We start from the raw sequence: 25,303 nt of genomic DNA, 5'->3' as shown, positions 1-25,303 counted from the left end.
TAGGCTTTAAGTATATGGTCTATAGCTTATTGCCTATAGCCTATAGCCTATAACAGAATAACATGAGGCCAATGGAACCATCAGAAAAAGTACTTTATTATATTTGGCAATACCGACTGTTTAATCAACTAAATTTACTAACGAGACAAGGCAATTCCCTTCGTATTAAATCTCCCGGACAACTCAATAAGCACGCTGGTCCGGATTTTGAACACTGCCGTTTATGGATAAATGGTACCGAGTGGGCGGGAAATGTAGAGATTCATTTAAAGGCATCGGATTGGGATATGCATCTCCATCAACAAGATCCTGCTTATAATAATGTCATATTGCATGTCGTTTACGAAGATGATAAGATCGTCACCTTGGCCGATGGGACGATACCTGAAACACTGGTTCTGCGCCCGCTTATTAGTCAGGCATTACTGCGCAATTACCAGGAACTCATGAATAATAAAGCATGGATACCTTGTGCCGCTCAATTGCCACGTATAGATTCGTTTAACGTAACGGTGTGGTTAGAACGGATGGTAATAGAACGCTTGGGCGAAAAGCAAGAACTGGTTTACAAGTTACTAAAGGCGAAAGCGCATGATTGGGAAGAGGTGACTTATATCCTGTTAGCGAGGTATTTTGGTTTTAAAGTAAACGCCTTACCTTTCGAAAATTTAGCAAATAGTCTGCCGTATAAATTGCTGTTAAAGAATAGGTTTCGTCCATTGGCAATAGAGGCACTTGTTTTTGGACAGGCAGGTTTATTAGTAGGTGATTTTACCGATACCTACCCCAAAGAACTCCAGCGGGTTTATCAGGAACTACGTCAGCAATACCAGTTGAAACCCATTGTTGCTAGCCAATGGCGATTCTTACGCATGCGACCACGTAATTTCCCACCCCTTCGTTTGGCTCAATTCGCTGCTTGGTTGTTAACCGTAGATCATTTTTTTGCCAAGATCTTAGCGATAGATCATATTCAGGCACTGCGGGACTTGTTTTGCTGTCTTCCTGTTCATGTGTATTGGGCAGATCATTATACCTTTGATAAACGAGCTCCTATACATCATTTTCAATTGGGAAAAATCGCTATTGATGGTCTTATACTAAATACGGTGGTAACAATTTTATTTAGCTATGGTAAATATATTGGAAAAGAGGCGTATATTTACCGCGCAATTCGTTTGTTAGAACAGTTAGCACCTGAAAAAAATAGTGTTGTTTCCCAATATAAGGCTTTGGGCGTACAGGTGAAAACAGCATCGGATTCGCAAGCACTCTTACAATTGAAACAGCGCTACTGTGATGAAATAAGGTGTTTAGATTGTGGTATTGGTTTGCAACTATTTAAACTAAACGAAACGTTATGATACAACGTATACTGGTTTTTTTTGAACAGCGCTCCTTTGGTGTATGCGCTTATATCGGAGAAAAGTTCGGTATTTCTATTTCAAAAATACGGTTGTTTTTTATTTATTCGTCTTTTTTAGCCGTTGGTTTTCCTATTATTTTTTACTTATTGGCAGGTGTTGTTTTAGACGTGCGCGCTTTTGTGAAGCGTATGCGACATCGCCTTTGGGATTTTTAACAGGAGTGCTGCCAGGTCAAATTGACATAAAGATTCATTAGCTGAGTATTTTCGCTATTTCTAAGTACCCTTTTTCTGCTGCTAAATCTGCTGCGGTTTTTCCGAAATCATTTTTTATATCTACTAATGCTCCGTTCTCCAATAGCAAAATGAGCATTTCAATGTTTCCGTTTTGTGCGGCTGCATGTAGAGGTGTGGTCCTGGACGATTGTAAAACGTTGACTTCAGCACCTGCTTCTACGAGCATTTTGGCGATTTCGTCATATCCAGCACTTATGGCGGCGTGCAATGGATAAACGTGGTATCCATTTTGGGAGGACAAATTGACATCGGCGCCTTTGATTAACAAGTAACGTACAATTTCCGTGTTGCCAAAGTGAGTGGCCATCCCAAGTGGTGTAAAACCGTGTTCAGAAAACGTATTAAGCAATTCAGGCGACTCTTCTAAAAGATCACTTACCACATCTAATAAACCAGCCGCTGCCGCTTCCCATATGGTAATCTCTTGGATATGTTGAAGGATGATTTTTACAATTTGATGTTTATTATAATAACAGGCCAGCAATAAGGGAGAAATTTCGTGGCTTGTTTTCTGCTGACATAGGGCGGGATTTGTATGCAGTAAGTTGTCAATGGCAGCTGCATTTCCTGACTCTATATATTCTTCTAATTGTGTTAAACTCATTTTTAACCTTAATTAAATCTATTCTGCAAACCTACTACAAAAATCATTATTACAAAACTTCAACAGGTTAAAATTATTTTCGTTTTAATGTAAGTTTTTGTTTGGGATGTAAATATAATGCGTTATTTTTGTATTGCCTTCCCCCTAAGGAAGGCTGTTTTTCATAGGTAGATGTAGGATCAGGTACAAGTACCTGATCCTTTTTTATTTTAACGATAAATACTGTAACATTATTACCAGTTATTTCTATAAGGTTGCATTTGATGACAACTTTACCTAAGTTTGCTGTCCAGTATATGATGCGTAGGAAAGGAATCTTAGTGGCCATTGTTACAAGATTAATGCTTTTGTATTTTACATTAGCAGTCATTCCCATTGATTTTTTTCATACCCATCATATTGCATCAAGCCTATCTTCGGTTAATAAGAATTTTACCCATCATCGGGAAGATAGAAGTGCCAGTCTTTCCTCTTATTGTTTAATCTGTAACGCACATTTTGACCGGACGTATGCGTATAGTTTTATCAGTTTTGGACAGGTTTATTTACCTATAAAGCCCATTCGGTTTGCTGAGAAAATAATTTTCGCGGCGCAAAAAACGATTGGCGCAATTTCCCTCCGAGGCCCCCCTTTAATGGCTTAATTTACGCTTTTTCTTTATTTTTTTTACACCCATTTTATTGATTTATTCTAAAGGGTTTTGTCCCTATTTTACGATTAAAATTATGTATAAATACCTATATATATATGTATTGACGGCTGTTTTTACGGTTGTCGGTAATCAAACATTTGCCGTTGCCTTAGCCCAATTATCTGGAAAGGTTGTGGACAGCGAAACTGGAAATGTTCTTCAGGGGGCTACGATCAGTATTCCTGATTTACGTATTACGGTTACTTCCAATCAAAGCGGTACGTTTACCTTTCGTAATGTACCTTCGAAAGGTCGGTTTTTAGTTGAAGTTAGCTATATCGGTTATGAAAATCATACTCAGGTATTGGATTTGGGAAGCAATGAACCGGTTACTTTTCAGTTGAAGCCAACGGCTATTGAAACCCAAGAAGTGGTCGTGACGGGTACGGTATCTTCAGGTAGCAATAAAAGAAACAGTACGTCGGTTAGTATTGTCGGCAAGGATGAATTGCTTGCTCCTTCTACCAATTTGATTGATGCGTTGGCCAAGGTGCCGGGAGTTTCGCAAGTTACTACTGGTCCGTCGATTTCTAAACCAGTTATTAGAGGCTTAAGCTACAATCGAGTAGTCACAATAGACAATGGTATTAAGCAAGAAGGACAGCAATGGGGAGATGAGCATGGCATTGAAATCGATCAATTTAAGGCCAATAGAGTGGAAATATTGAAAGGAGCCGCCTCCTTGATGTATGGATCAGATGCCCTAGGTGGCGTGATTAACTTATTGGAACCATTACCTGTTCCTGAAGGGGAAATCAGTGGTGAGTTTTCCAGTAACTATGCAACCAATAACGGACTTACGGCAAGTTCGGTGATGTTAGCTGGCAACGAAAATGGTTTTGTTTGGCGTGGTCGTGGAACCTATAAAAATGCGTATTCCTTCAAAACGCCTACGGGTTATTTTCCGAATTCCGGATTTAATGAGACAGATTTTAGCGGCCTATTGGGGCTAAATAAATCGTGGGGTTATACCCATCTCAATTTTTCTACTTTCCGAAACAATATAGGCTTTTATGAACCCGAATTTGATGGTGATGGAAATTATGTGGATGAAGATGGGGAATTGTTTTCACACGATGAGTTTAAAAGCCATAGCCTTGCTTACCCCAAGCAGGATATTCGGCATTATAAGGTATCCTTAAACAATAACCTAATCCTAGGAAATGGAAATCTGAAACTTGACCTTGCTTATCAGAAAAATCAACGTCGGGAGTTGGAAGATGGGCCGGATCCTTCGTTGTTTTTCAACTTAGATACGTATACAGGCGATGCGCGCTATTATCTAGGACAGTATAATAATTGGGAGCCTGTTATTGGTGTCAGCACCGAAATTGGTCATAGCGACAACCGAGGTGAAGAATATTTGATTCCAGCTTATGATACCTATGGTATTGGCGGTTTTGTCTACCTCAAGAAGAATTGGGAACAAAGTACGTTTAATGTGGGGCTTCGGTACGATTTCCGTAAAAACGTAGGGAAGGCTTTGGAAGACGAAGGAGAGCAAATATTTGAAGCTTTTCATAACCAATTCTCCAATGTAAGTGGTGCTTTGGGATTTACACATCAGTTTAGTGAAACCCTAAATTTTAAAGCTAATGTAGGTTCTGCTTTTAGAGCACCGAATCCAGCAGAATTGGGTTCGAATGGCATACATGAGGGTACGTTCCGGTATGAAATCGGTAATGCGGATTTAAAACCGGAAAGGAGTTATCAGATAGATGCCGAGTTAGCCTATAGCGGAAAAATAGTGAATGCAAGTATTAACCTCTATAATAATTATATTCACGACTATATATACGCTTCTTTTAATGGCGAATATAAGCCGGACGAAGATGGGAAGGATACCCCTGTATATCATTACGGACAGGTAAATGCCAATCTATATGGCGCAGAAGCTAGCTTAATTATCCATCCGGTTTCATTTATCCATTTTGAGAATACATTTGGTTATACCCACGCGGAGAATACAACCCTAGATAGACCGCTATCGTTTATTCCGGCGGCAACGTTGCGTAACGAATTGCGTTATGAGCCGAAAATACCGCATTTGCAAGAACCTTTTGTTTCGGTTGGTATAGCCAATTATTTTAAGCAAAATCGAGTTGATGAAGAATTTGAAACGCCAACAGATGGTTATACCTTGTTGAATGCCAGTATCGGTACCACCATTTTTGCCGGAAAACAACCCTTGAAAATTTATGTTTCCGGTAACAATCTATTAAATAAAAAGTACTACGATGCTTTAAGCCGGTTTAAGCCTGGAAGATTGGATCAAACCGATCCTACATTGGGTATTTATAATCCAGGTAGGAATATTACATTTGGTGTATACGTTCCTTTTGTGATCAAACATGGGTAGCTAAGGGTTTAAAAGAAGGTCTACGCGTTTTTAGCTGCAGACCTTCTTTTTCCATTATCCCGACCAGTCAAAACCGTCATCTCGATTATTCACCTTCTTCATGATCATGATCTCCTTCAACTGGATGCAATTCAAAACTTTTATTAAAGTCGTCGGACCCACCAGCTTCTTGATAGTTCGTGCTATTCCAGCTTAGCGATGCTGCTTTTGCTTTATCTAAACCATGTCTTAAGATCAATTGTAGATCAAAACCTTCTGAAGTGGCTTTGTTAACGGTGAATACACCCTTGAAACCAACCCGATTATCCGAATAGGTATAATCCAAAACACCATCAGGAGCTCCTAAGAAGAACCATTGATGTTCATTTTCCTCAAATTCGGCGGAGGTGTCCTCTCCATTTTTTAACATGGCAATATCCAATTGGTACTGTTCACCGGCATGAAGATGCAGGTGAGAGGGGTAAGGTTTGTCACTGCCTTTAATAAAACGAACCTGTACAGTATCTCCAGAGGCATGAAATTCCTCGCCGTGATAATGTCCTTCGGTAAACGTTAAGATGGTTCCATCATATTCTTCCTGGTCAATTTCGGGAACCGGATCGTCTTTCGAGCAGGAAGTAAATGAAACAGCTGCTAAGCCTATAGCAGCAAGAATGAAATAGTTACGTAAATTGTTCATGTTAATAAGAATTAAAAATTAAAAACTAAAAATTAAAAAGACCTTATTGGCGTACATCACTAAAAACTAAAAGGTATAATTCAGTTTGACGGTAATATTCCGGCCCATATCGTGTGCGTAGTATCGAAACCTATTCATATATTCTTTATATGCAGTATTCAGTAAATTATTTACGCCTGCCTGTAAACGCAAATCTTGTTGATGTAGGTGAAACCGCATGCCTCCTAAAACATTCACTAAGCCATAGGCAGGTGGTGGTGGGGCAAAGTCGGTATCCGGGTTATACCTGGTTTGCCGAGCTACCCATTGGTGTTGAAGCTGTAGAAAAATTTGGTCAAGCCACTTAGCGGTATAAGTTGCTGTCCAACGTAGCGAATTTTCAATGCGGTCTGCCGGTATCCAAGGTAAATAACTTCCGTGTTTCGTGTCTTTTGCCCTCACTAGTGAGCCTTTCATGCTATAGTGTAGGTTCTTTGCCAACTGGTAGCGGCCTGTTAAATCAAGTCCCCAGAAAAAGGCATTGGTTTGATCGTAATGGAAAATAGGGAAGGCTCCTCTTAAGCTTTCCCAGAACTCGCCGGTAGACTGCAGGTAAATGTAATGCTTGAGATAATGGGCATAAGCATCCAGTTCAAGGTCAAATTTCGGGAGTTGAATCTTCGCGGCATTCATCCATTTAACTCCTTGCTCGCTCTTAAATTGATCATTCCCAATTTCGACAGCGGCAGTACCATGATGTAAGCCATAGCTGAACAATTCACTAACGGAAGGAGGACGCCAAGCTAAGCCAAGATTAGATTGAAGATCTAATAGGCTGTTCACATGCCATGTAGCTCCTACAGAACCGGAAAAATTATGAAAGGTTCGGGTTCCTGCATAATAAACAGAGTCTAATCGATAGCCCGCGGCATCAAAATATTTATAATCGTACCTAAGGCCTACCTCTACTTCATAAACCGACTTTACCCATCTTTCTATGAGGAAAACTCCGGCATTATAGCTGTCGTAATTTGGAATCAGTGGTGTGGTAAAGGTGCCCGGAATATTGTTGTTGACTTGTATGGCCAAATTCATACCGACAATACTACGGAGACCATTATTTTGCAGGTGATCGTAAACGATATCGAGGTTTTGCGTAGTAAGCGCTAAATCGAGCGAAGGGATACTTGTTCGTCCACCTCTACGAATATCATACTCTTTTCGGAGATTACGTTGTAGTCCATATTGAAGGTCTAGCTGTGCGCCATTTCGAAGATCTTTATGTGCTTTTAATTTTAAAAGATCGTGTTTGATCTCTTGTCGCGGAGCTTCTATTGTATAAGAAAATGGATAAGTGACGAATGGTCTGCCATTTTTAATACGAGCCCGTAAATCATCGACGCTTCCAATATGTGATCCGTTGAAGATACCGAGTTCGGTCTCAAAATGACTGTAATAACCTTCAAATTGAGCCGTGCTGGTTTTATAGCCTAGGGATGCTGAAAAGTTGATCTCCTTCACCCCTGAATTGTTAAGATAATAGTCGGCTGATTTGATATCTCCTAGTCGTTTCCAGGTACCTTGTGCACGCCAACTAAACCCTGGTAAGTTAGTGAGCCCGCCGTTCAGCATGGCGGAAGTTGTGCCCCCACGGCCATTGCTTTGTCCGACAAGGTCAACCTCACCATGGATTTCTGGGCTTATGGGTAAGACTGGTGGATCTATAATCACCACACCTCCAATAGCTTCTGCACCATAACGTACCGCTTCGGCGCCTTTAATGACCCGGATATGTTTTGCAATAAAAGGGTCGATTTCAGGTGCATGTTCATTTCCCCATTGTTGCCCTTCTTGCCTGATTCCGTTATTCAGCATAAGCACTCGGTTACTGTGCATGCCATGTATAACAGGCTTCGCTATAGAGGTGCCTGTCTGTAGCATGGTGACTCCCGGTATTTCTTTAAGCACTTCGGCTAATACACCACCTTTTGTTTCATTCAGTTGCTCTGGTGTAAGCGTATGCACAATGGCTGTTGTTTTGAGGCTGTTTTGATGCCCTACAACTTCAACATCGTGCAAGGTAATATCACCATGTTCCAGAGCAATGTTAATAAGTTCATTTTTTGTCAGACGGATGGTCCTCTTCGTTTCTTCAAAACCCAAACTTTTAACGTGAAGGGTATACGTACCCTCACAAAGAGAAGAAAACCGATAAAAGCCATGCTCATCACTTTTGACCGTTTTTTTAAGCGGCATAAGGGAGATGGTTGCTCCGGTTAAGGGTAATTGTGTGTCCGAATCAATGAGTTGTCCGTTAATCATAAATTTACATCCATTGTTCTGGGCATAACTTATAGGTAATATGCCTAGGAACAAGAATAACAGCATGAACTGCTTCTTAATAAACATAATATGTATGGGGCTTTAGCTTGTTTGTGCGTTTCAAAGCTGTGGAGAGGAATGTCTGAAAATCGGCGTTTTCCTGCGCTATCTCGACTGTAGTGGAGCGATTATCCATCAACAGATCCCTCGGTGACGTTCGGGAAGTCGATTCGATTCCGTTACGCTCCGCTCGATAGGACACCTATTTAATTTCAGACAGGCCTACCATGATTAGATCAATGGGGGACCCTTATTAAAACAGCTTGATAAAGGGATTTCAAAAGGTTTCGCCAAATCAAGGCGCTGAATTAAGATTGGTTTTTTTCGATAAACCTCACTTAGCGTAAATATTTTGCCAGGTAACTGCTGAATTTGGTTACTATGGAGATGATGGCAAATCTTACAATGGATTTCTTTTTTGAATTGAAAAGAAGTAAGCTCGGTTTGTTGAATGCTGTCGTTATGCTGGTAAGCATGTACGACCTGCACCACTTGCAGGTAAGTTAAGATTACCAGTAGGTAAAGGGCTACTATTTTATATACCTGTTTAAACCACATTCTTTTAGCGTATCATGACAATACCAGCACAAAGGTAGATTAAATGCATCTATATTGCAAATAAAAAATAGATCATGCTCTAGGGTGGAAATCAATCATTACGCTGCGTAAGTAATCCCGATCCAGATGGGTATAGATTTCTGTTGTACTAATGCTTTCGTGTCCGAGCATATCTTGCACCGCCCTTAGATCCGCCCCGCCCTCAATAAGATGGGTGGCAAAAGAATGCCTAAAGGTGTGCGGACTGATGGTTTTTTGGAGGTTTATTTTTGCAGCAAGGTCTTTGATGATCAGAAACACCATGACACGAGATAGTGGGGCACCTCTTCTATTAAGAAATACATAATCCTCATTGCCTGGTTTTTGGACGATAGCTGGTCGGGTGTGTTCTAAATAAAGTTGAAGGTGTTTAATGGCCGATTGTCCGATAGGTATCAAACGTTCTTTACTTCCTTTGCCCATTACTTTAATGAACTCTACATTCAAGAATAGGTTCGAGATTTTAAGGTTAACCAATTCACTTACGCGCAAACCACAACCATAGAGCACTTCTAATAAGACTTTGTTCCGCTGGCCCTCAATGGTCGAAAGGTCTATGGCGCCAATTAATTGATCGATCTCTTGAATGCTTAAGGTATCGGGTAGTTTTCTGCCCAGTCGGGGTGCTTCGATGAGTTGGGCTGGATTGTTCTTGATCACGCCTTCTAGTAGCAGGTATTGATAAAAAGCCTTGATGCCGGAAAGTACTCTAGCTTGGGAGTGTGGGGCCATACCGAGCGTATAAATCCATGCTAAAAAATCGCGGATATCCTGTGTTTGCAATGCGTCCGGATCTTTAAGATGACTGCATAAAGCGTGTTGTTTCAACATTTCAACATCGTGTGCGTAAGCTTCTATTGAATTTTTGGCAAGGGATCGTTCTAATCGTAAGTATTGTGAAAAATCCTTAAGTGCTGAATCCCAGTTCATTTTTTTTCTTAATTATCGATTTACTTTTCGTAAAATAGTCATGCTAAGTTAACAAAAACAAAAGCATAAAAATTGATAAAAAATATTTGCGCGATGTTGGTTAATTGTCTATCTTTGCCACACTAAAAACACGGTGGTCTTAGCTCAGTTGGTTAGAGCGCCTGATTGTGGTTCAGGAGGTCGTGGGTTCGAGCCCCATATTCCACCCAAAAAAATAAAAGGGGGTTTAGAGCAATTCTAAAGCCCCTTTTTCTTGAAATGAAAGCAATACTTTTTCAAGGCAAGGCCGGGTATAGTAACGTCGCTCAATGTTGAATGACTTGTCTGTCAATAAAGCGGATGGGTTTACCTACATTACCGTTTGGTTCTTGAATGTGTAATAAAGCGGCTAATGTTGGTGCAATATCGCACATGCTTACCACGTCATTGCTGCTGCCATGTGGAATACCCCAACCCATCCACAATAATGGAATATGGGCGTCGTAAGGATTCCATGCGCTGTGACCGGTTCCGGTTTGATGGCTAGATCCTGTTTTCCATTGTGGATCAAAAATAAGTTGGATAACGCCACTACATTTATAATTATAGCTGTTGATTATTCGTTCACGAATAGGCAGTGGCACGGAACTGCTTCCTACCTTATCCATATCAACAGCAAAGGCGATACCTGGTGTTTTCCTGAGGTATTGTACAATGAAATCACGTATTGCGGGTTCATTTAATTGTCTCTGTGTAAGTAAACGATGATTAAGGTGCACTTGATCATTTTCAAAGCTGATGATTAATTGATCAACGTTAAACGTTGCCTTCAACTGCTGGTTCAACTCTTTTAATAAATTGGCATCTAAATATCCACCGCTTCCTTTATGATCGATATAGAACGGATTATTATGGGAAGCACCATGATCGGCTGTTAAAAATAGGGTATATTTTCCAGCACCTATTTCTTGATCTAAAAATTGGAAAAAGGACGATAAATCTTGATCAAGACGTAAATACATATCTTCTACTTCTAACGCATTAACACCATATTGGTGACCAATGGCATCGGTAGAGGATAAGCTAATAGCCAAAAAGTCGGTCGCCCTAGCTGGATTATTGCCCAGCTTTTCGCGCTTAATAGCTTCTTTAGCAAAATCCAGCGTAAACGTATTTCCGAAGGGTGTGCTATAGATGATATGTGGGCCATTCTTTTCGAGAATTTCTGCGGTTATAGGTAAGATTGGGTGCTTGGTACCAGACATGGGGCCTTCATAAGGATTATCGTCAGGGCTACTTTGTGTATAAGTATTTGCTGGATACAAGGTATTCCATCCGTCTTTTAGGTAAGCATTTATTCTTTTTTCTTGATTAAACTGCTTTACCCAGCTAGGTAAATCTTGTTGATAATAGCTGCTCGTTATCCAGTTGCCGGCATCGTTAAACCAGTAAGCCGCATCAGCAAAGTGTCCAGCAGGTAAGATACTGGAACGGTCTTTAAAAGCGATACCCATGACCTTACTACGGAAATTTGTTGCTAATTTTAATTCATCGGTTATGGTAGAGGCCAACAGATTACGTGGTGACATTTGTCCTTCCTTGCCCAAGGTTCCGATTCCGTTTACAGTTGTATCTTCTGTGCAATACGTTTTCCGACCTTCTTGTTCTTTTATGAAGTCATTACCGGTAATACCGGTGATGGAGGGTACGCTACCGGTATATACACAGCTATGGCCAATGGCCGTAACCGTGGGTAAGTGATTGATGTAGGTGTTTTCATTACTAAAACCTTCGTTTAACAAACGTTTAAATCCATTTTCCTTATATCGATCGTAAAAACGGTAGAGGTAATCCCAACGCATTTGGTCAACCATTAATCCGATAACGAGCTTAGGGCGCTCAAGATGCTGATGTTGTTGGACATTCTGGGCAAAACTCGAGCTCGCAGTAAATAATAAAAGTAATAATAGAAGGTTTGGAAGATGTTTCATAGAAGAATTTGCGCTCATGTTATGAATAAATACGCAAAAATACCATTCTAGGAATACCTTAAAATAGGCCTTCTATTATCTTTTTGTTAAGTTTTACTTCGTTATATAGCTGTGGCGAATCTACTCAAACGAACTGCTAATGATGACCTCTTCCCCGATAACGGTTTTGGTGTGAATGGCCCTTATTCGCAAAAAAGCTCCTTTTCGGATGATGTTGTGATTTTCTGAAACGATGGTCTGATCGGTCCATAACCCGATAGTTGGGTCTCGCATACGACCTTCCATGGTAACTTGTCGGACGACTACGGTGTCCGATATAACGTTGTACACGATAGCCTCTATAGTCCCGGTAATGGTAACGATGTTGTTTAAAATGGTAATAAGGATGAGGTGAATTCATGACTACCTTGTAGCCTCGATAGAGATCATAATGTCGATACCGAGGAGGAAGATTCAGACTGAAAATCCAAGAACCATTGCTTAAATAGACAAATTGTCGCGTGGGCACATAGTAATAGCTTTCTATTTCAGGTAGGTAATAATAATCAACATGGTCATATCCTGTGGGGCCCCAGTCTGGTTGCAGTCCGATATTAATACTGAATTGTACTTGCGCTGATGAGCGAGTGGGTAATAAGCCGGCTAGGCTAATTACCGATAAAAAAAGTATCTTCTTCATATTCTAATCAATTTATCTTTCGTTGTCTTACTCAAAATTGAAGGGCAAAAATGAAATGAACATGAAATTTTGAATTTTTTTCACTTTTGTATTTTATTAAATTTTAGCCACCGTTTCATAATAATTTCATGTTTATAGACGATATTTGTGAGCGCGAATACAGGTATTACGGTTGAGAAGCTGCTTCCGCCAGCTGGTGGAGGTCAAGTCGGAAGTTTATGAATAAAATGTTTGATTAACCATTCGTGACGATTATTCTTTTTATATAAGATTGAAATTTAAGAAATGAAGCATGTTTTGATCTCAATTTTGCTTGTTAGTTTTACCGTTATAGGGCAACCTGTAAGAAGTTTCGCCAATACGCGTATAGTATCGTTATTACCTGTATGGAATACTACATTGCACCTAACTAAACAAGATCGATCAAAGCAGAAACCCCGCCAAAAAGAGGATGGAAAACAAAAAGTAAAGCAGGTTCCAAAAGCCAAAAGACAATCGAAACCCGCACCGGTTAAGCAAGATAGTAAAGGAAAAGGGCAATCTTCCGGCCGCAGACGTTAAGAAAGAATATGAATGTATTAATTGTCGAAGACGAAAAGACGCTAGCTTATGAAATGGCCGATTTTTTGAAAAAGGCATTTTACATATGTGATTTGACGCATACACTTGAAAAGGGAGTAGAGTCGGTGCGTCTCAATCGGTACGATTTCGTCTTGATTGATCTTGGGCTTCCTGATGGCGACGGTTTGGATATGTTGCAACAGGTAAAAACACACAATGCTGAAGCGGCCATTATTATCTTAACAGCCCGAGGTAATTTGGAAGATCGGGTAAAAGGGCTCGATCTCGGTGCGGATGATTATTTGGCGAAACCATTCTATTTGTTGGAATTGCAATCGCGGATGCAAGCCATTGCCCGCCGAAAATTCAATATCAAAGAAGAACTGATTCCATTAGGCGATTTTCAGGTCGATTTACAGAAACGCTTGATGTTATATGGTCCTGACACCATCGAGCTATCCCGTAGAGAATTCGATCTGCTAAGTTACCTGCTCTTGCATAAAAATCGGGTGCTTACCCGCATGCAGTTAAGTGAACATATTTGGGGCACGGTTGCGGTAGATGATTTCGATTCTAATTATATTGATGCCCATATCAAGAATATACGAAAAAAACTACACGCATGGGCTCATACCGATTGGTTGGAAACTGTACGTGGCGTAGGATATAGAATTAAAATACATTGAAATTAGCGACCAAACTTATTCTTTTTATTAGTGGGTCTAAGTTGATTATCGTAGGCCTGTTTATTTTAGTGCTACCGTTCTTGGTTAGGGAAATCGCATCTGAATATACCAATTACATGCTGCAGATGCAGCGCACCGAAGTGATGCGGACCATCCAAAAAAACGGACTGGATTATTATCTACAGGGCGAAACCGACTATGGCAGCTATACCATGTTGAAAGAAGAATATATCGCACTTGAACAGACGGATCATTCGTCCATTCAAGATACCATTCGCGAAGCCAAACGGGTCATCGAAGGCGATACCTTAAATTACCGTATTTTAAGCTATGTGTTCACCAATCAAGGAAAGCACTATTTATTGGAAATTGGAAAAACCACCGCCAGTATTGATCACTATAATAAACCATTGCAACGCGTTACATTGTATGCGCTGATCTTTTTAATAGCATTAACAGTGCTTGTAGATATTCTTTTTACGCGCATACTGGTAAAACCCCTTGCATTGATCATTAGCACTAAATTACAGAACCGCAAATTTCCGTTCAGGCAGAAGCCGGAAATGATTAAAACCAGCACCACCGATTTTAAGTATTTGGATGAATCGCTGGTGTTGCTCATGCAGCAGATTAATGAAGCCTTTGAAAAAGAACGGGAATTCACAGCGAATGCCTCCCACGAATTTATGACACCCATCAGCATCTTGCAGAGCAAAATGGAAAATCTATTACGAGAGGAAACGCTAGACGAAAAAGGTACCGTTCGGGTGGTGGAAATGATGCGAACACTTGATCGACTGAAACGTATTTCAAGCTCCTTGCTATTGATATCACGGATCGATAATGAACAATATACCAAGAAAGATACGGTTCCAGTATTACCATTCATCACTGATCTTGTACAGGAGATGGCCGTTAAATTGGAGGAAAAAGAAATAAAAACGACCATAACATTGGATAGCAATATACAATTCGTACAGGTTAATGCGGATTTGCTTTTTCAGCTTTTCTATAATATGCTCCATAATGCACTAAAATTCACCGTAGATCACGGCGAAATCCGTATTGAAGATACATATTTAACGGACGGCAACTATGAAATCCGTATTAGCGATACGGGTAAGGGTATTGAGGTAGACCAGCTGCCTTTTATTTTTGATCGCTTCAAAAAAAGTAATCGTACTGGGCAATCGGGTTTCGGACTTGGACTGGCTATCGTGAAAAGTATCGCTACCTATCATGACATGCAAATCCATGTTTATAGCAAAATAAATGCGGGAACGACTTTCGTTTTGACATGGGCAGCTGCAAACGTAAAGAAAAACAGTTAGTAACCCATTGATTATTTGGCATTCTGAAAATAAAAGACTAACTTTAACTAACCAGATTATAAAACGCTGCACGTTGCCGTTCTTTTTTATTTTGCCAATGCGTATTGAAGCTAGCGTTATTAACCATAAATCGAAATGATGATGAAAACTGTTAATCGCATTCTCCAAAACAAACCGGCCTTCGTTTTTTCTGTATCTCCACATGACTCTGTCTTGGAAGCCTTACGGCTGATGATGGAAAAAAATATTAGTGCTTTACTTGTTGTGGAACAAGGAAAGCTATTGGGAATCTTTACGGAAAGAGATTATGCACGTAAAATTATTTTGCAAGGAAAGTCTTCAAAAGATACTCCTATCTACGAAGTCATGACCCCTGATCCTTGTACGATCACTGCTCTCGAAAGTATCGATTATTGCATGGAACTTATGACGGAAAAACACTTCAGACATTTACCGGTTGTTGAAAATGGACTTATTATCGGCATGTTATCTATTGGCGATTTGGTTAAGCATATTATCGAAGACCAAAAGCAAACTATTAATCAATTAGAAACCTATATTAATAGCTAATCGCGGCAATAATGCCTTGGTTAATAGGATAAATCATCTTCTGTTGTATTTTTTTGTAAAAATGTAGACTCCTATTGACATTTTTCAAAAAATGACTACCTTTACGCCATTATGAGACTAATCAGTGTCAAACGGCTTACCATAGTGATAGCATAAAGCCCTATTGAGGGGATCATTAACGGTGCCGCATATTCATGCGGCAACTTTTCATATTTACAATTTTAATTTTCATACGCAACAGTTTTAGTCTTTTTGATTAAACTATTTTATCGATTCCATACACTATCGATTCCATGATCGATGTAGGATGGATGTCATTTGAAGCAAAAAATGGAACAGGAATTAACACAGGTTATTATTGAATTTTTCAAGAATAATGAACGGCAAGGGCCTGGGAACGAATGGGCGACAACCCATGCCCTGAATTTAGTAGAAGGATTGGACAAGGTTGAACAAATCCTGGATATTGGATGTGGTACCGGCGCACAAACCATTACCTTGGCTCAAAAAACCAATGCGACAATTATTGCCGTTGATCTGCTCAGCAGCTTTTTAAAAGTAGTGGAGCAACGCGCTGCTTGGTGGAACTTTCAAGACAGAATTCAGGTACAAGAAGCCAGTATGCAAGCACTACCATTTGAAGAAGATACCTTTGATCTGATTTGGAGCGAAGGTGCAATTTACCATATGGGCTTTGAAAATGGCTTAAAACAATGGTATAAATTGTTAAAAACGGACGGATATCTCGTGGTTTCGGAAATTTCGTGGATAACACAAGAAAGACCACATGAGCTTGTTAATTATTGGGTAAACAATTATCCTGAAATTGACCTAATTTCGAACAAAATGAAAATGGTTGAGCAATGCGGATACTTACCGGTTGGCTGTTTTACGTTACCTCGTGAGGCTTGGGATAATTATTACCATCCGATAATCAAACAAATAGCTGCTTATTTTGGCAAGCCTACGACAGATACGCCTACACAATCCTTTTTAGATCAGCTTATTGAAGAGTTAATCATGTATCAGCGCTATAGCCAATTTTATAATTATGTATTTTATGTGATGAAAAAGTAGGTATCTCCTATGCCTGCTTTTTCAATGATGTTAACAGATGCTTAATACCGTGCTAGTTGAATTTCTATTTCTCTAGAAAAACAACTAATTTTATATAACTGTAATGCTGATCTTAGGGATATTGGTGTATATAAACCTTTTATGATGAACGAAAGCCCTACTTTAACCCTGTATAAACGATGCTGTTTTCTATTTTATGGATTAATGGTGTTTCCCATATTTCTTTGGGGCCAGAAGGCAGAAGAACTAGAATTAGGGCAACGGTTAACCGATTGGATTGCGCGTGAACCTATCGAAAAGGTATATGTGCATTTGGATAAACCATATTATGCCGTTGGCGATACCATTTGGTTTAAAGTGTATGTAACCGATGGAAATCAGCGGCCATCCCTACAAAGCGGTGCTGTATATGTGGATGTTGTCGATCAAGCTGATTCCTTGGTCCATGCGCTCAAACTTCCCTTAATGAATGGACTGGGTAAAGGAAGTGTGGTATTGTCTGATGAGCTAAATGCCGGTAATTATCGTATACAAGCTTATACCCAATGGATGCGCAATGCGGGGACTGAATTTTTTTATCGACGGGTTTTTCCGGTAGGTAACGTTAAAGAAAAAGCCGTTATAGGAACCGCTTCATTGGTATCTTATCCACAAAAAAATGGCATAAAAAAATTGATCAGACTACATTTTACAGAAACAGAAAAGACAGAACCTGTAAAAAATGCACCGGTAAACTATACGTTAAAGACCAGTAAACACAATTATACCGGTCGTGGTATCACGACAGAAGAGGGTGATTTGCTTGTTGATGTTGATCAGAAAATAATGGAAGACAGTGTTTACCGAATTCAAAGCACCATAGCCCTCGATCAAGTAAAATTGCAGCGAAACTTTACAATACATCAGCAGAACGATAGTATAGAAGTAGCCTTTTTCCCCGAAGGAGGTACATTAATAGCGAATTTACAACAACGGGTGGCCGTTAAAGTTACTGGGGCAGATGGTTTTGGTTTAGCGGTACATGGTGAAGTTAAAAATCACAAAGGCGAAATGATAACTACTTGGGATACCCAACACGCAGGAATGGGATTGTTTAGTTTCCTTCCTTTATTAGGTGAATCCTACAAGGCCTATATTCGTTTTCCAGATGGAACAGCTGCTGTTTACCCTTTACCTCAGGCAACTACTACGGGGCATGCCCTTTCGGTGTATAGTAATACGGGTACCGACAGTGTATTGATACGTTTACAGGCAACGCCCGACGTTTATGGTGTGGTACATTTGCTCGGTCAGCAAAACGGGAAAGTCGTATTTTCAGAAACCTTAAATCAACAACGGTCTTTGGTACAGTTATATCTATCAAAAACATTATTTCCTTCTGGGATCAACCAATTTACGCTATTTGATGGTATGAGCCAACCAGTGGCGGAGCGCATCGCTTTTCTGGAACAACCAGATAGCTTGCTTATCGAAATTCCAGCGATAAATTCGCGGATACGCGATTCAGTGGCTATTCCCTTACAGGTTAAAGGTGATACTTCGGCGGTTTTTACTAGTCTTTCGGTATCTGTAACGGATGAGGAAGCAGTGCCGATCGCCAATGAGCAAGAAAATACGATATTTACACAATTGTTACTTCAATCGGATATAAGAGGGTATATTGAGGCGCCAAACTATTATTTCTATGCCGTAGATAACAAAAAACGGGATCATTTAGACTTATTGCTCATGACACAGGGCTATCGGCACTTTGCTTGGAAGGAGATTGCAGAAGGAATTCATTCCCAACCACAATTCGCTGCTGAACATTTACTACAGCACATTAGTGGCACGTTACTTACGCTTCGTGGTAGGCCGGTTGAAGATGGTAAAATTACACTGTTTTCCAATCGATTGGGTGTCGTTATGAATACGGAAACCGATGCTCAAGGCCATTTCCGTTTCGATAATCTTTTGATTCAAGATAGTCTTGCATTTACAATTCAAGGGCGTAAACCAAAAGGCAGTAATAAAGTGGAAATTAAGTTAGATGAAATTTCACGTGCGCCATTAACCTTCTGGAAGATACCTGATCCAATGAGTGCCTACGGGAGCAAGTTGAAAACTTACCTGGGCTATAAACAACAGGTTGCCGATAGTGATGCATTGTTGACGGATACCCATCAATTAGAAGAAGTCGAGGTCACGGCCAAAAAAGATCAATATTTGAATATTCGCGGATTGAGTATTCCGATGAAGCAATTGGATTATGTGATTCACCCTAAGGCAAGTGATTCATGCAAAAACTTGCTCGAGTGTATCCGCCGTTGGGTACCTGGCATTACCTTTGGCTTTGTTAATCGAGGTCGCGATGCAGGGCAAACCAATATCCGACCCATTGTGGGGGTCGGAGCCAATGCGAGTAGTATGCAGCCTATCAATGTGGGAGGCGGCCCTGGCTCGAGTGGTGCTGGAATTCTAACAGGCTCACAATATCACCAGCAGCATTTGCAAATGCAAGGTGGAGGATTACAAATACCTGTGCTTATCTCTGGAGGCCGTGAAATGCAATTGCTTTATAACGGCTTTCCTGTCCGTGCTTACGATATGGACGATCCTGCTAGTGCAGATTTAAATTATGAGTACTTACTAAAAGATCGTAAAGCCTTTAACCCCGATAATATTAAAGCCATTTACATTAAAGAGTTTAGTGGCACTGGCGCTTTCATTACGGGGCTTACGAACATCGACACGCGATGTTTTCTATACGTGGAGACCTATGATGGCCTAATTTATCCCCCTAATCCCGATTGGGATTATACCTTATTGAAACCGCAGGGCTTTAGTATGGTACGAGAATTTTATTCACCACGCTATGATCGTGGCCCTGAAGAAGCGAAACAAGCCGATCGGCGGAGTACGATTTATTGGAATCCTGATCTACGTACAGATAAGACTGGTCGCACCAGCTTTGGCTATTTTAACGCTGGCCGGCCGGGTACCTATCGTGTGGTGATTGAAGGACTTAACAGTAAAGGTCAACTCGGGCGGAAGGTACTGCGGTATACAGTAGAAGAGTAAATTCGATTTCCCTGCTTTTCCCAACTCCTTTGTCATTTAACACTTGCAAGAACATAGCAAATGCGGATATTTACTATATTAGCACAATAACAGACAACTTAACACGTACAACATATAACATACACATCGAGTATATGAATCATCTACTGCCCAAACAACCAAACACGTTTGTTTCTTATTGGAACGTAGGATTGCTATTACATTGCTCTTTGGTACTATTTTTACTCGAAACGGTTTTTTATTGGAATCGACTCAAAGACGCATATTACCACGAATCACTCTACATTACCCTATGGTGGTTATCGTGCGTGCTGTTTGCTTTCAGCCATATCTTTCTGGTGATCATGGATGCGTGGTCGCGTTTCCAGAATTATAAACGTGTGAAAGATCATCTTTTTGCACATGGCTTTACCCCGCAAATCGCTAAACATTACCGTGGATCCAAATGCCAGCGCAATGCCGTGATTGTGGCGGCAAGGGAATTGGGACTTGAAAAAGAAGTACTGCAATATTATCGGCGCCATGGCATCAAATGGTTCCATTTCATTCCACAATTTATGGTAAAAGATCCGTTCTTTTTGTTCAAACGTTACTTTTGGTCGCGTACCTTTATGGAGAAATATTACGAGCCGAAATTCAATTATCAACAACTTTACCAAGAAATATCGCTTTAATGCTGCTAGGAGAGAAACTAAGCAAAACCTATCCCTCAGGAAAGGTATTAGATAACGTAACTATTCAGATTGCTCCCGGCCAGATTTATGGATTGTTAGGACGCAATGGGGCAGGGAAGAGTACTTTATTTAAAATCTTGTGTGGACTGATCAAACCCGATACAGGTAAAGTGTCTATGCACGTTGCGCGAGCTAAACCGATAGGGGCCATTATCGAAAAACCGGGTTTATATCCTTATTTGAGCGCTGCCGATAACCTCCGGATCTTTGCCGGTATACAAGGCTTGCCTAAAGATAAAGCCAATATTGTGCAGCATTTGATAAAAGTAGGTTTACCTGTCGACCGCAACGATCCGGTACGTAATTTTTCTATGGGCATGAAACAGCGATTGGGCATTGCCATTGCACTGTTAAACAACCCTGAGTACTTGGTGCTCGATGAACCGTTTAATGGACTTGATCCCATCGGCGTGGCATCCCTCATTCAGCTCATTCAACAATTGGCTTTTACCGATCATATCGGTATTTTGTTGTCTTCGCACCTTATGGTCGAACTTACGAAATGTTGTCATTTTTTATATGTAATTGATGAAGGGAAAATGGTGAATGCAGGGTTTACTAATCAGCTCATTCAGGATCATATCCAGCGCTTTAGCATAGCAGCTGATAATATTACCACTGCCCGAGCTATCCGAAATTATCAACCAGTGATGGGTATGAATGATGTAAAAATTACTTGTCCGGCGAGCCAGATTGCTAATGTTTTACAAGCATTAATAACCGAAGGAATACGCGTAACAGCTTGTACACCCGAACTGACCTTAGAACAGTTAATCAAACAGCCTACCATATGAAGACGTTAGTTTGGGCAGAGGTAGTTAAATTGGCGAAGCAAAGTAAAACGTATTATGCCTTGGGTGCGGTTTTTCTTATCGAATGCTTGATTTTTATAACAGCCTATTATCAAGGTAGTACCATCCTCGATGTACTGCTCGATAGCCTGAAACAATCGTTTTACTTCGAGGGTACCTTGCTGAATGGCAACTTGATTTTATATATCGTGCTCAACGGCCTTTGGTTTAATGTGCCGCTTATTATTATGATCATCACTTCGGGTATATTGACTGATGAATATAAGGATGGTACTATACAAACAACCTTGTTGCAGGCAGTTAATAAGGGTTCATTCATTGGAGCGAAATACATTGTTGCTGTTGGTTTTACCCTGTTTATCATTACTTTTATGCTATTAAGTAGTAGTGCATTGGCTTATAGTATCTTCGGGAAGGGTGATCTGGTTGTTTATCTACAGACCCTAAATTTTTTCCCTGCTGCCGATGCTTTCCGTCGTATTTGCTGGGCTTTTGCTTCAGGAGCGGTGGCAATGCTCTTTTATAGTGTGGTAAGTGTCACCCTCGCCGTTTGGATCAAAGAAGCCGCGAAAACATGGATTGCTGCTGCCTTGTTTCTGATCATCACCAACCTGTTGCTGAAATTGGATTTGGGCATTACGATAGCTAATCATTTTTTCTTTCCGAAGTTGATGGATACGTGGCAAGCTTTTTTCTATAATGAAATTGACTGGAGCTCGGTTTGGATCAATAATGCGGTACTATTGGGATACGGCGTGTTGTTAACAAGCATAGGTGTTTGGGCATTTCGTAAACAAGATATTGGATGAAGAAACTACTGGTAATGGGTTTGCTACTGCTCTCTTATGCAGGAAGGGCACAAGAAGTGGATGCCGACTTGATGAAGGTCAAAAAGCGTTTGGATACGGTGCAGCAATTTACGGCTACCGTCGTGCTGGATCTGGATGTTCCCTTTATTCGCATGCCTACCAAAACCGCTCAAATGCATTATGAAAAAGGAAAACAGACGCGCTTTTCTTCTGAGGATTTTGTTATGTTGCCCAAACGCGGACTGGATTTTTCGTTTGATGAACTTTTTAAATATCCATTCATTACCGTCGATCGTGGAACGGAAATGCGTAACGGACAATCGTTAAAAATAGTCAATGTCATCCCTACCGATAAACGTGCGGAATTGGCTCTAGCTACTTTGTATCTGGATGTAAAAAATAGACGCATCATGCAATCGGAAATCAATACCCGTAAAGAGGGCTCGTATACATTGAGCATGCACTATACTAAGCCTAACGATATCCTCCCTGATTATGTAGAGGCAACATTCGCTGTCGAACGCTTAAAGATCCCTTTTAATTTTATGGGAAAAGATACAAAGATTGATCGACAGCAAATGAAAGCGCAGGATAAGAAAACGGGAGTCATCAAAATAAGGATAAAAGAGTATCGCATCTATGAATAGATGGGGCTCACAACGCGCAACTGATCACGCTTAAAATAGCGGGATCAAGGAGGCATCCCTTTATCAGAACGAAAAAGTAGTTCCTTTTAATGTATCGCTGTTTATTTGTACGGTTATAGCAGCATTTTTAGCTAACTTTTCTATATAGATCACCGTTTTACCTCCATATAACTGATTCGTTTTGGAAAGATAGGGGGTGGTATTTTGATGATTACCGTTTTCCATGCCCCTAAACTGCACTTGACCGTCGATGTGTACGGTTATGCTGTTGTGTGCATCTAGTACAGGGTTGCCAGCAGCATCGACTGCCTGCACCCAAATCGCTCTTACCTGATTTTCGCGGGCAGGAACAAGCTCTTTGGCGACCAATCGCTCGGCTGGGCCGACGGTTTGTAAGGTGTCTTGAGCAACGGCCTTGCCCGAGCGATAGGCCTTGGCTAGGACGGTGCCATCTTGGTAAGGAATATCCCACCAAAGAAATCCTTGCTTATTTGATTTGCGGACTTTACGTCCGTAAGATTTTCCGTTAAGCCATAGCTCAACCTCGTCGGCATTGGTGAAGGCGGTGACACGTTGCTGATCACCATACTGTTTACTCCAAATGGGTTCGGCACGTTTGTGACTCCAGATACCGTTATCCTCACGATCGGGTATGGTTGAGCTACCGATATACACCATGGGTTGCTCTGCCCATAAACTCTGTCTGAAGTAATATTCTGATTTTGGAAAACCAGCTAGGTCTATCAGACCTGCGCCGTTGCTTCTACTGGGAAATTTGCCGGCTTCACCAAGATAATCGATGCCCGTCCATAAAAATTGTCCCGAAATATACGCATTGGTATCGACCGCCAACCAGGCTTGGTATTGCATGCCGTTTTCACTGCCATAGATAATGCGATTGGGATAACGCTGGTGGTCTTCGGGATAACGGTATTCTTGATAGTTGTAGCCTACTACGTCTATATTGCTGGGGTAATCGGTGGTGTTGGACATGACAACACCAGCCAATGCAGCAGTGATGGGGCGGGTCGTATCGATGGCTTTTGCTGCGCTTACCAATTTAGCCGAAAGTTCGCTCAGCCGACTGGCAGCCGGATGGTCGGGTAAATAACCTTTTCCGTAGATCTGCGGATTGCGCCCTTCGCTCAATACTTCGTGGCTATAGGGGTCATTGGGATAATCCACTTCATTACCTATGCTCCAAAGGATGATGGATGGACGGTTGCGATTGCGCAAGATCATGTCTTGCACGTCTCTTTCTGCCCATTCTTTAAAATATTCATGATACCCATCTTTACCCGGTTTACCTACATTCCAACCGGCCATCCATTTGTTTTTTCCAAATTCCCATTCGTCAAACGCTTCATCCATTACAAGTAATCCAAGTTCATCACAAAGCGTGTAAAAGAAGTCTGCATGTGGGTTATGGCTCATCCGGATGGCATTGACACCAGCTGCTTTCAAGGTCTGCAAACGATGGCGCCATAGCTGTTCGTTTGTAGCAACACCTAACGCTCCGGCATCGTCATGGATACATACGCCTTTTAGTTTCATGTTCCGCTCATTCAGAAAAAAGCCATCCCGTGCGTCAAAACGAATGCTTCGGAAACCTACTTTTTCTTCGTAGCTATCGCTTAATTGTCCGTTTATCGAAACGCTCACGGATAACGTATACAAATAGGGCTGATCAACCGACCATTGTTGAGGTTGATGAACGACAAGCTTCGTGCTTATCTGTTTAGCATCGTTGGCTAAGAGTTGTTCTTGTACCTGTTGTTGGGCAACTAGGTTACCGGTAGCATCTTGCAAGGCTACGGTCACCGCAATAGGTGTGTTATGAGCCGATTGATTCATCACCTTAACGTCTACAGCGCTTTCAGCGTGCTGTTTATTGATGTTAGGAGTAGCAAATGCTACTCCCCAAGTTGCAATATGTACAGGTTTATAATGGATCAAATATACGTTGCGGTAAATACCTGAACCGGTATACCAACGCGAATCGGCAAATTGGCTATGATCTACTTTTACGGCCAGCACATTTTTACCGTTTGCCAAAAGATAGGGACTTAAATCATAGTAAAAAGAAACAAAGCCATTAGGCCTTTTACCTAAATAATGTCCATTGATCCATACTTCAGCATTTTTATAAACGCCATCAAAATAGATAGTCCAATGATCGTTCGTTGATCCCTTTGGAAGCTCAAAGGTTTTTCTATACCAGCCAATGCCGCCGGGTAAATATCCGGTAGCGCTAGCCCATTGTGCCGAAAATGGTCCAGCTACACTCCAATCGTGTGGTAACCGAACGGACTGCCAGTCTTGGTCATCAAATGTAGGATTTGAGGCATGGGCCAGATCACCTAAATGGAACAACCACTGATCGTTAAATAATATTTTATCTGGTTGTGCACTAACGGATATGGAAAGTAATAATCCTAGTAGTATGCCGATAAGTTGTTTCATCATTTCAACGTTAGCGAGT

General features: G+C 40.9%; 21 protein-coding genes and 1 tRNA gene. 14 read left to right on the top strand and 8 right to left on the bottom strand.

The window, feature by feature from the left end; translation table 11 throughout:
* Window positions 1-71 precede the first annotated feature (71 nt).
* Both ABD930_RS21440 and ABD930_RS21435 read left to right on the top strand, forming a co-directional pair.
* Entirely contained in the window at window positions 72-1,364 is a 1,293-nt protein-coding gene (locus ABD930_RS21440) for a DUF2851 family protein (protein ID WP_345235275.1), read from the top strand.
* Window positions 1,361-1,582, top strand: coding sequence for a PspC domain-containing protein (locus ABD930_RS21435; RefSeq protein ID WP_345235273.1), 222 nt, complete (start codon window positions 1,361-1,363; stop codon window positions 1,580-1,582). The genes ABD930_RS21440 and ABD930_RS21435 overlap by 4 nt, the downstream gene beginning before the upstream one ends.
* Before the next feature lie 37 nt (window positions 1,583-1,619).
* Here ABD930_RS21435 and ABD930_RS21430 read toward each other — a convergent pair whose 3' ends face one another.
* The gene (locus tag ABD930_RS21430; protein ID WP_345235271.1) at window positions 1,620-2,267 is read right to left on the bottom strand and encodes an ankyrin repeat domain-containing protein; all 648 of its coding nucleotides are present in this window, start codon (window positions 2,265-2,267) and stop codon (window positions 1,620-1,622) included.
* A 263-nt stretch (window positions 2,268-2,530) separates the two neighbouring features.
* Here ABD930_RS21430 and ABD930_RS21425 point away from each other — a divergent pair, with 263 nt between their 5' ends.
* Complete coding sequence (locus ABD930_RS21425) at window positions 2,531-2,911, top strand: hypothetical protein (RefSeq protein WP_345235269.1); 381 nt, start codon at window positions 2,531-2,533, stop codon at window positions 2,909-2,911.
* 82 nt (window positions 2,912-2,993) lie between these two features.
* Window positions 2,994-5,318 carry a TonB-dependent receptor gene (locus ABD930_RS21420; protein ID WP_345235267.1) on the top strand — a complete coding sequence of 775 codons (2,325 nt, stop codon included), beginning with the start codon at window positions 2,994-2,996 and terminating at the stop codon, window positions 5,316-5,318.
* Window positions 5,319-5,403: 85 nt separating this feature from the next.
* Here the strand turns inward: ABD930_RS21420 and ABD930_RS21415 are convergent, their stop codons facing one another.
* The 4 genes from ABD930_RS21415 to xerD all read right to left on the bottom strand — a co-directional run bounded on the left by ABD930_RS21415 (window position 5,404) and on the right by xerD (window position 9,885).
* Window positions 5,404-5,997, bottom strand: coding sequence for a hypothetical protein (locus tag ABD930_RS21415; RefSeq protein ID WP_345235265.1), 594 nt, complete (start codon window positions 5,995-5,997; stop codon window positions 5,404-5,406).
* 66 nt (window positions 5,998-6,063) lie between these two features.
* Window positions 6,064-8,385, bottom strand: coding sequence for a TonB-dependent receptor (locus tag ABD930_RS21410; protein WP_345235263.1), 2,322 nt, complete (start codon window positions 8,383-8,385; stop codon window positions 6,064-6,066).
* Window positions 8,386-8,589: 204 nt separating this feature from the next.
* The gene (locus ABD930_RS21405) at window positions 8,590-8,916 is read right to left on the bottom strand and encodes a hypothetical protein (RefSeq protein ID WP_345235261.1); all 327 of its coding nucleotides are present in this window, start codon (window positions 8,914-8,916) and stop codon (window positions 8,590-8,592) included.
* 72 nt (window positions 8,917-8,988) lie between these two features.
* Window positions 8,989-9,885 carry a site-specific tyrosine recombinase XerD gene (gene xerD, locus ABD930_RS21400; protein WP_345235259.1) on the bottom strand — a complete coding sequence of 299 codons (897 nt, stop codon included), beginning with the start codon at window positions 9,883-9,885 and terminating at the stop codon, window positions 8,989-8,991.
* Between the two features lie 132 nt (window positions 9,886-10,017).
* Between xerD and ABD930_RS21395 the strand changes: the two genes are divergently transcribed.
* Window positions 10,018-10,093 (top strand) — tRNA-His (locus ABD930_RS21395).
* Between the two features lie 97 nt (window positions 10,094-10,190).
* On the opposite strand, the gene pafA is transcribed toward ABD930_RS21395, so the two are convergent.
* Window positions 10,191-11,873 (bottom strand): alkaline phosphatase PafA, encoded by a 1,683-nt coding sequence (gene pafA, locus ABD930_RS21390; RefSeq protein ID WP_345235257.1) that lies wholly within the window; start codon window positions 11,871-11,873, stop codon window positions 10,191-10,193.
* 118 nt (window positions 11,874-11,991) lie between these two features.
* Entirely contained in the window at window positions 11,992-12,534 is a 543-nt protein-coding gene (locus ABD930_RS21385) for a hypothetical protein (protein WP_345235255.1), read from the bottom strand.
* A gap of 569 nt (window positions 12,535-13,103) precedes the next feature.
* On the opposite strand from ABD930_RS21385, the gene ABD930_RS21380 reads away from it, so the two are divergent.
* The 9 genes from ABD930_RS21380 (at window position 13,104) to ABD930_RS21340 (ending at window position 22,821) form a co-directional block, all read left to right on the top strand.
* Window positions 13,104-13,781 carry a response regulator transcription factor gene (locus ABD930_RS21380; protein ID WP_345235253.1) on the top strand — a complete coding sequence of 226 codons (678 nt, stop codon included), beginning with the start codon at window positions 13,104-13,106 and terminating at the stop codon, window positions 13,779-13,781.
* Complete coding sequence (locus tag ABD930_RS21375; RefSeq protein WP_345235251.1) at window positions 13,778-15,112, top strand: sensor histidine kinase; 1,335 nt, start codon at window positions 13,778-13,780, stop codon at window positions 15,110-15,112. Before ABD930_RS21380 ends, ABD930_RS21375 begins: the two co-directional genes overlap by 4 nt.
* Window positions 15,113-15,247: 135 nt before the next feature.
* Window positions 15,248-15,682 (top strand): CBS domain-containing protein, encoded by a 435-nt coding sequence (locus tag ABD930_RS21370; protein ID WP_425571152.1) that lies wholly within the window; start codon window positions 15,248-15,250, stop codon window positions 15,680-15,682.
* A 330-nt stretch (window positions 15,683-16,012) separates the two neighbouring features.
* The gene (locus ABD930_RS21365) at window positions 16,013-16,759 is read left to right on the top strand and encodes a class I SAM-dependent methyltransferase (RefSeq protein WP_345235249.1); all 747 of its coding nucleotides are present in this window, start codon (window positions 16,013-16,015) and stop codon (window positions 16,757-16,759) included.
* A gap of 141 nt (window positions 16,760-16,900) precedes the next feature.
* Complete coding sequence (locus ABD930_RS21360) at window positions 16,901-19,819, top strand: carboxypeptidase-like regulatory domain-containing protein (protein WP_345235247.1); 2,919 nt, start codon at window positions 16,901-16,903, stop codon at window positions 19,817-19,819.
* A gap of 134 nt (window positions 19,820-19,953) precedes the next feature.
* Entirely contained in the window at window positions 19,954-20,493 is a 540-nt protein-coding gene (locus ABD930_RS21355) for a hypothetical protein (RefSeq protein WP_345235244.1), read from the top strand.
* Window positions 20,493-21,347 (top strand): ABC transporter ATP-binding protein, encoded by an 855-nt coding sequence (locus ABD930_RS21350; RefSeq protein WP_345235242.1) that lies wholly within the window; start codon window positions 20,493-20,495, stop codon window positions 21,345-21,347. The genes ABD930_RS21355 and ABD930_RS21350 overlap by 1 nt, the downstream gene beginning before the upstream one ends.
* Entirely contained in the window at window positions 21,344-22,174 is an 831-nt protein-coding gene (locus tag ABD930_RS21345; RefSeq protein WP_345235240.1) for an ABC transporter permease, read from the top strand. The genes ABD930_RS21350 and ABD930_RS21345 overlap by 4 nt, the downstream gene beginning before the upstream one ends.
* Window positions 22,171-22,821, top strand: coding sequence for a hypothetical protein (locus ABD930_RS21340; protein ID WP_345235238.1), 651 nt, complete (start codon window positions 22,171-22,173; stop codon window positions 22,819-22,821). The genes ABD930_RS21345 and ABD930_RS21340 overlap by 4 nt, the downstream gene beginning before the upstream one ends.
* A gap of 63 nt (window positions 22,822-22,884) precedes the next feature.
* On the opposite strand, the gene ABD930_RS21335 is transcribed toward ABD930_RS21340, so the two are convergent.
* On the bottom strand, window positions 22,885-25,287 hold the full coding sequence (locus tag ABD930_RS21335) for a glycoside hydrolase family 2 TIM barrel-domain containing protein (RefSeq protein WP_345235236.1): 2,403 nt from the start codon (window positions 25,285-25,287) through the stop codon (window positions 22,885-22,887).
* Between the last annotated feature and the right edge of the window lie 16 nt (window positions 25,288-25,303).

Origin of the sequence: Olivibacter ginsenosidimutans (genome assembly GCF_039542865.1) — a bacterium.
Classification (GTDB): Bacteria; Bacteroidota; Bacteroidia; order Sphingobacteriales; family Sphingobacteriaceae; genus Olivibacter; species Olivibacter ginsenosidimutans.
This window is presented reverse-complemented; position numbering and strand designations above follow the sequence as displayed.

Bases quoted from the DNA above. Each gene is read 5' to 3' on its own strand.
- ABD930_RS21440 (WP_345235275.1), top strand. From the start codon at position 72: ATGGAACCATCAGAAAAAGTACTTTATTATATTTGGCAATACCGACTG.
- ABD930_RS21435 (WP_345235273.1), top strand. From the start codon at position 1,361: ATGATACAACGTATACTGGTTTTTTTTGAACAGCGCTCCTTTGGTGTA.
- ABD930_RS21430 (WP_345235271.1), bottom strand. From the start codon at position 2,267: ATGAGTTTAACACAATTAGAAGAATATATAGAGTCAGGAAATGCAGCT.
- ABD930_RS21425 (WP_345235269.1), top strand. From the start codon at position 2,531: ATGACAACTTTACCTAAGTTTGCTGTCCAGTATATGATGCGTAGGAAA.
- ABD930_RS21420 (WP_345235267.1), top strand. From the start codon at position 2,994: ATGTATAAATACCTATATATATATGTATTGACGGCTGTTTTTACGGTT.
- ABD930_RS21415 (WP_345235265.1), bottom strand. From the start codon at position 5,997: ATGAACAATTTACGTAACTATTTCATTCTTGCTGCTATAGGCTTAGCA.
- ABD930_RS21410 (WP_345235263.1), bottom strand. From the start codon at position 8,385: ATGTTTATTAAGAAGCAGTTCATGCTGTTATTCTTGTTCCTAGGCATA.
- ABD930_RS21405 (WP_345235261.1), bottom strand. From the start codon at position 8,916: ATGTGGTTTAAACAGGTATATAAAATAGTAGCCCTTTACCTACTGGTA.
- xerD (WP_345235259.1), bottom strand. From the start codon at position 9,885: ATGAACTGGGATTCAGCACTTAAGGATTTTTCACAATACTTACGATTA.
- pafA (WP_345235257.1), bottom strand. From the start codon at position 11,873: ATGAGCGCAAATTCTTCTATGAAACATCTTCCAAACCTTCTATTATTA.
- ABD930_RS21385 (WP_345235255.1), bottom strand. From the start codon at position 12,534: ATGAAGAAGATACTTTTTTTATCGGTAATTAGCCTAGCCGGCTTATTA.
- ABD930_RS21380 (WP_345235253.1), top strand. From the start codon at position 13,104: ATGAATGTATTAATTGTCGAAGACGAAAAGACGCTAGCTTATGAAATG.
- ABD930_RS21370 (WP_425571152.1), top strand. From the start codon at position 15,248: ATGATGATGAAAACTGTTAATCGCATTCTCCAAAACAAACCGGCCTTC.
- ABD930_RS21365 (WP_345235249.1), top strand. From the start codon at position 16,013: ATGGAACAGGAATTAACACAGGTTATTATTGAATTTTTCAAGAATAAT.
- ABD930_RS21360 (WP_345235247.1), top strand. From the start codon at position 16,901: ATGATGAACGAAAGCCCTACTTTAACCCTGTATAAACGATGCTGTTTT.
- ABD930_RS21355 (WP_345235244.1), top strand. From the start codon at position 19,954: ATGAATCATCTACTGCCCAAACAACCAAACACGTTTGTTTCTTATTGG.
- ABD930_RS21350 (WP_345235242.1), top strand. From the start codon at position 20,493: ATGCTGCTAGGAGAGAAACTAAGCAAAACCTATCCCTCAGGAAAGGTA.
- ABD930_RS21345 (WP_345235240.1), top strand. From the start codon at position 21,344: ATGAAGACGTTAGTTTGGGCAGAGGTAGTTAAATTGGCGAAGCAAAGT.
- ABD930_RS21340 (WP_345235238.1), top strand. From the start codon at position 22,171: ATGAAGAAACTACTGGTAATGGGTTTGCTACTGCTCTCTTATGCAGGA.
- ABD930_RS21335 (WP_345235236.1), bottom strand. From the start codon at position 25,287: ATGATGAAACAACTTATCGGCATACTACTAGGATTATTACTTTCCATA.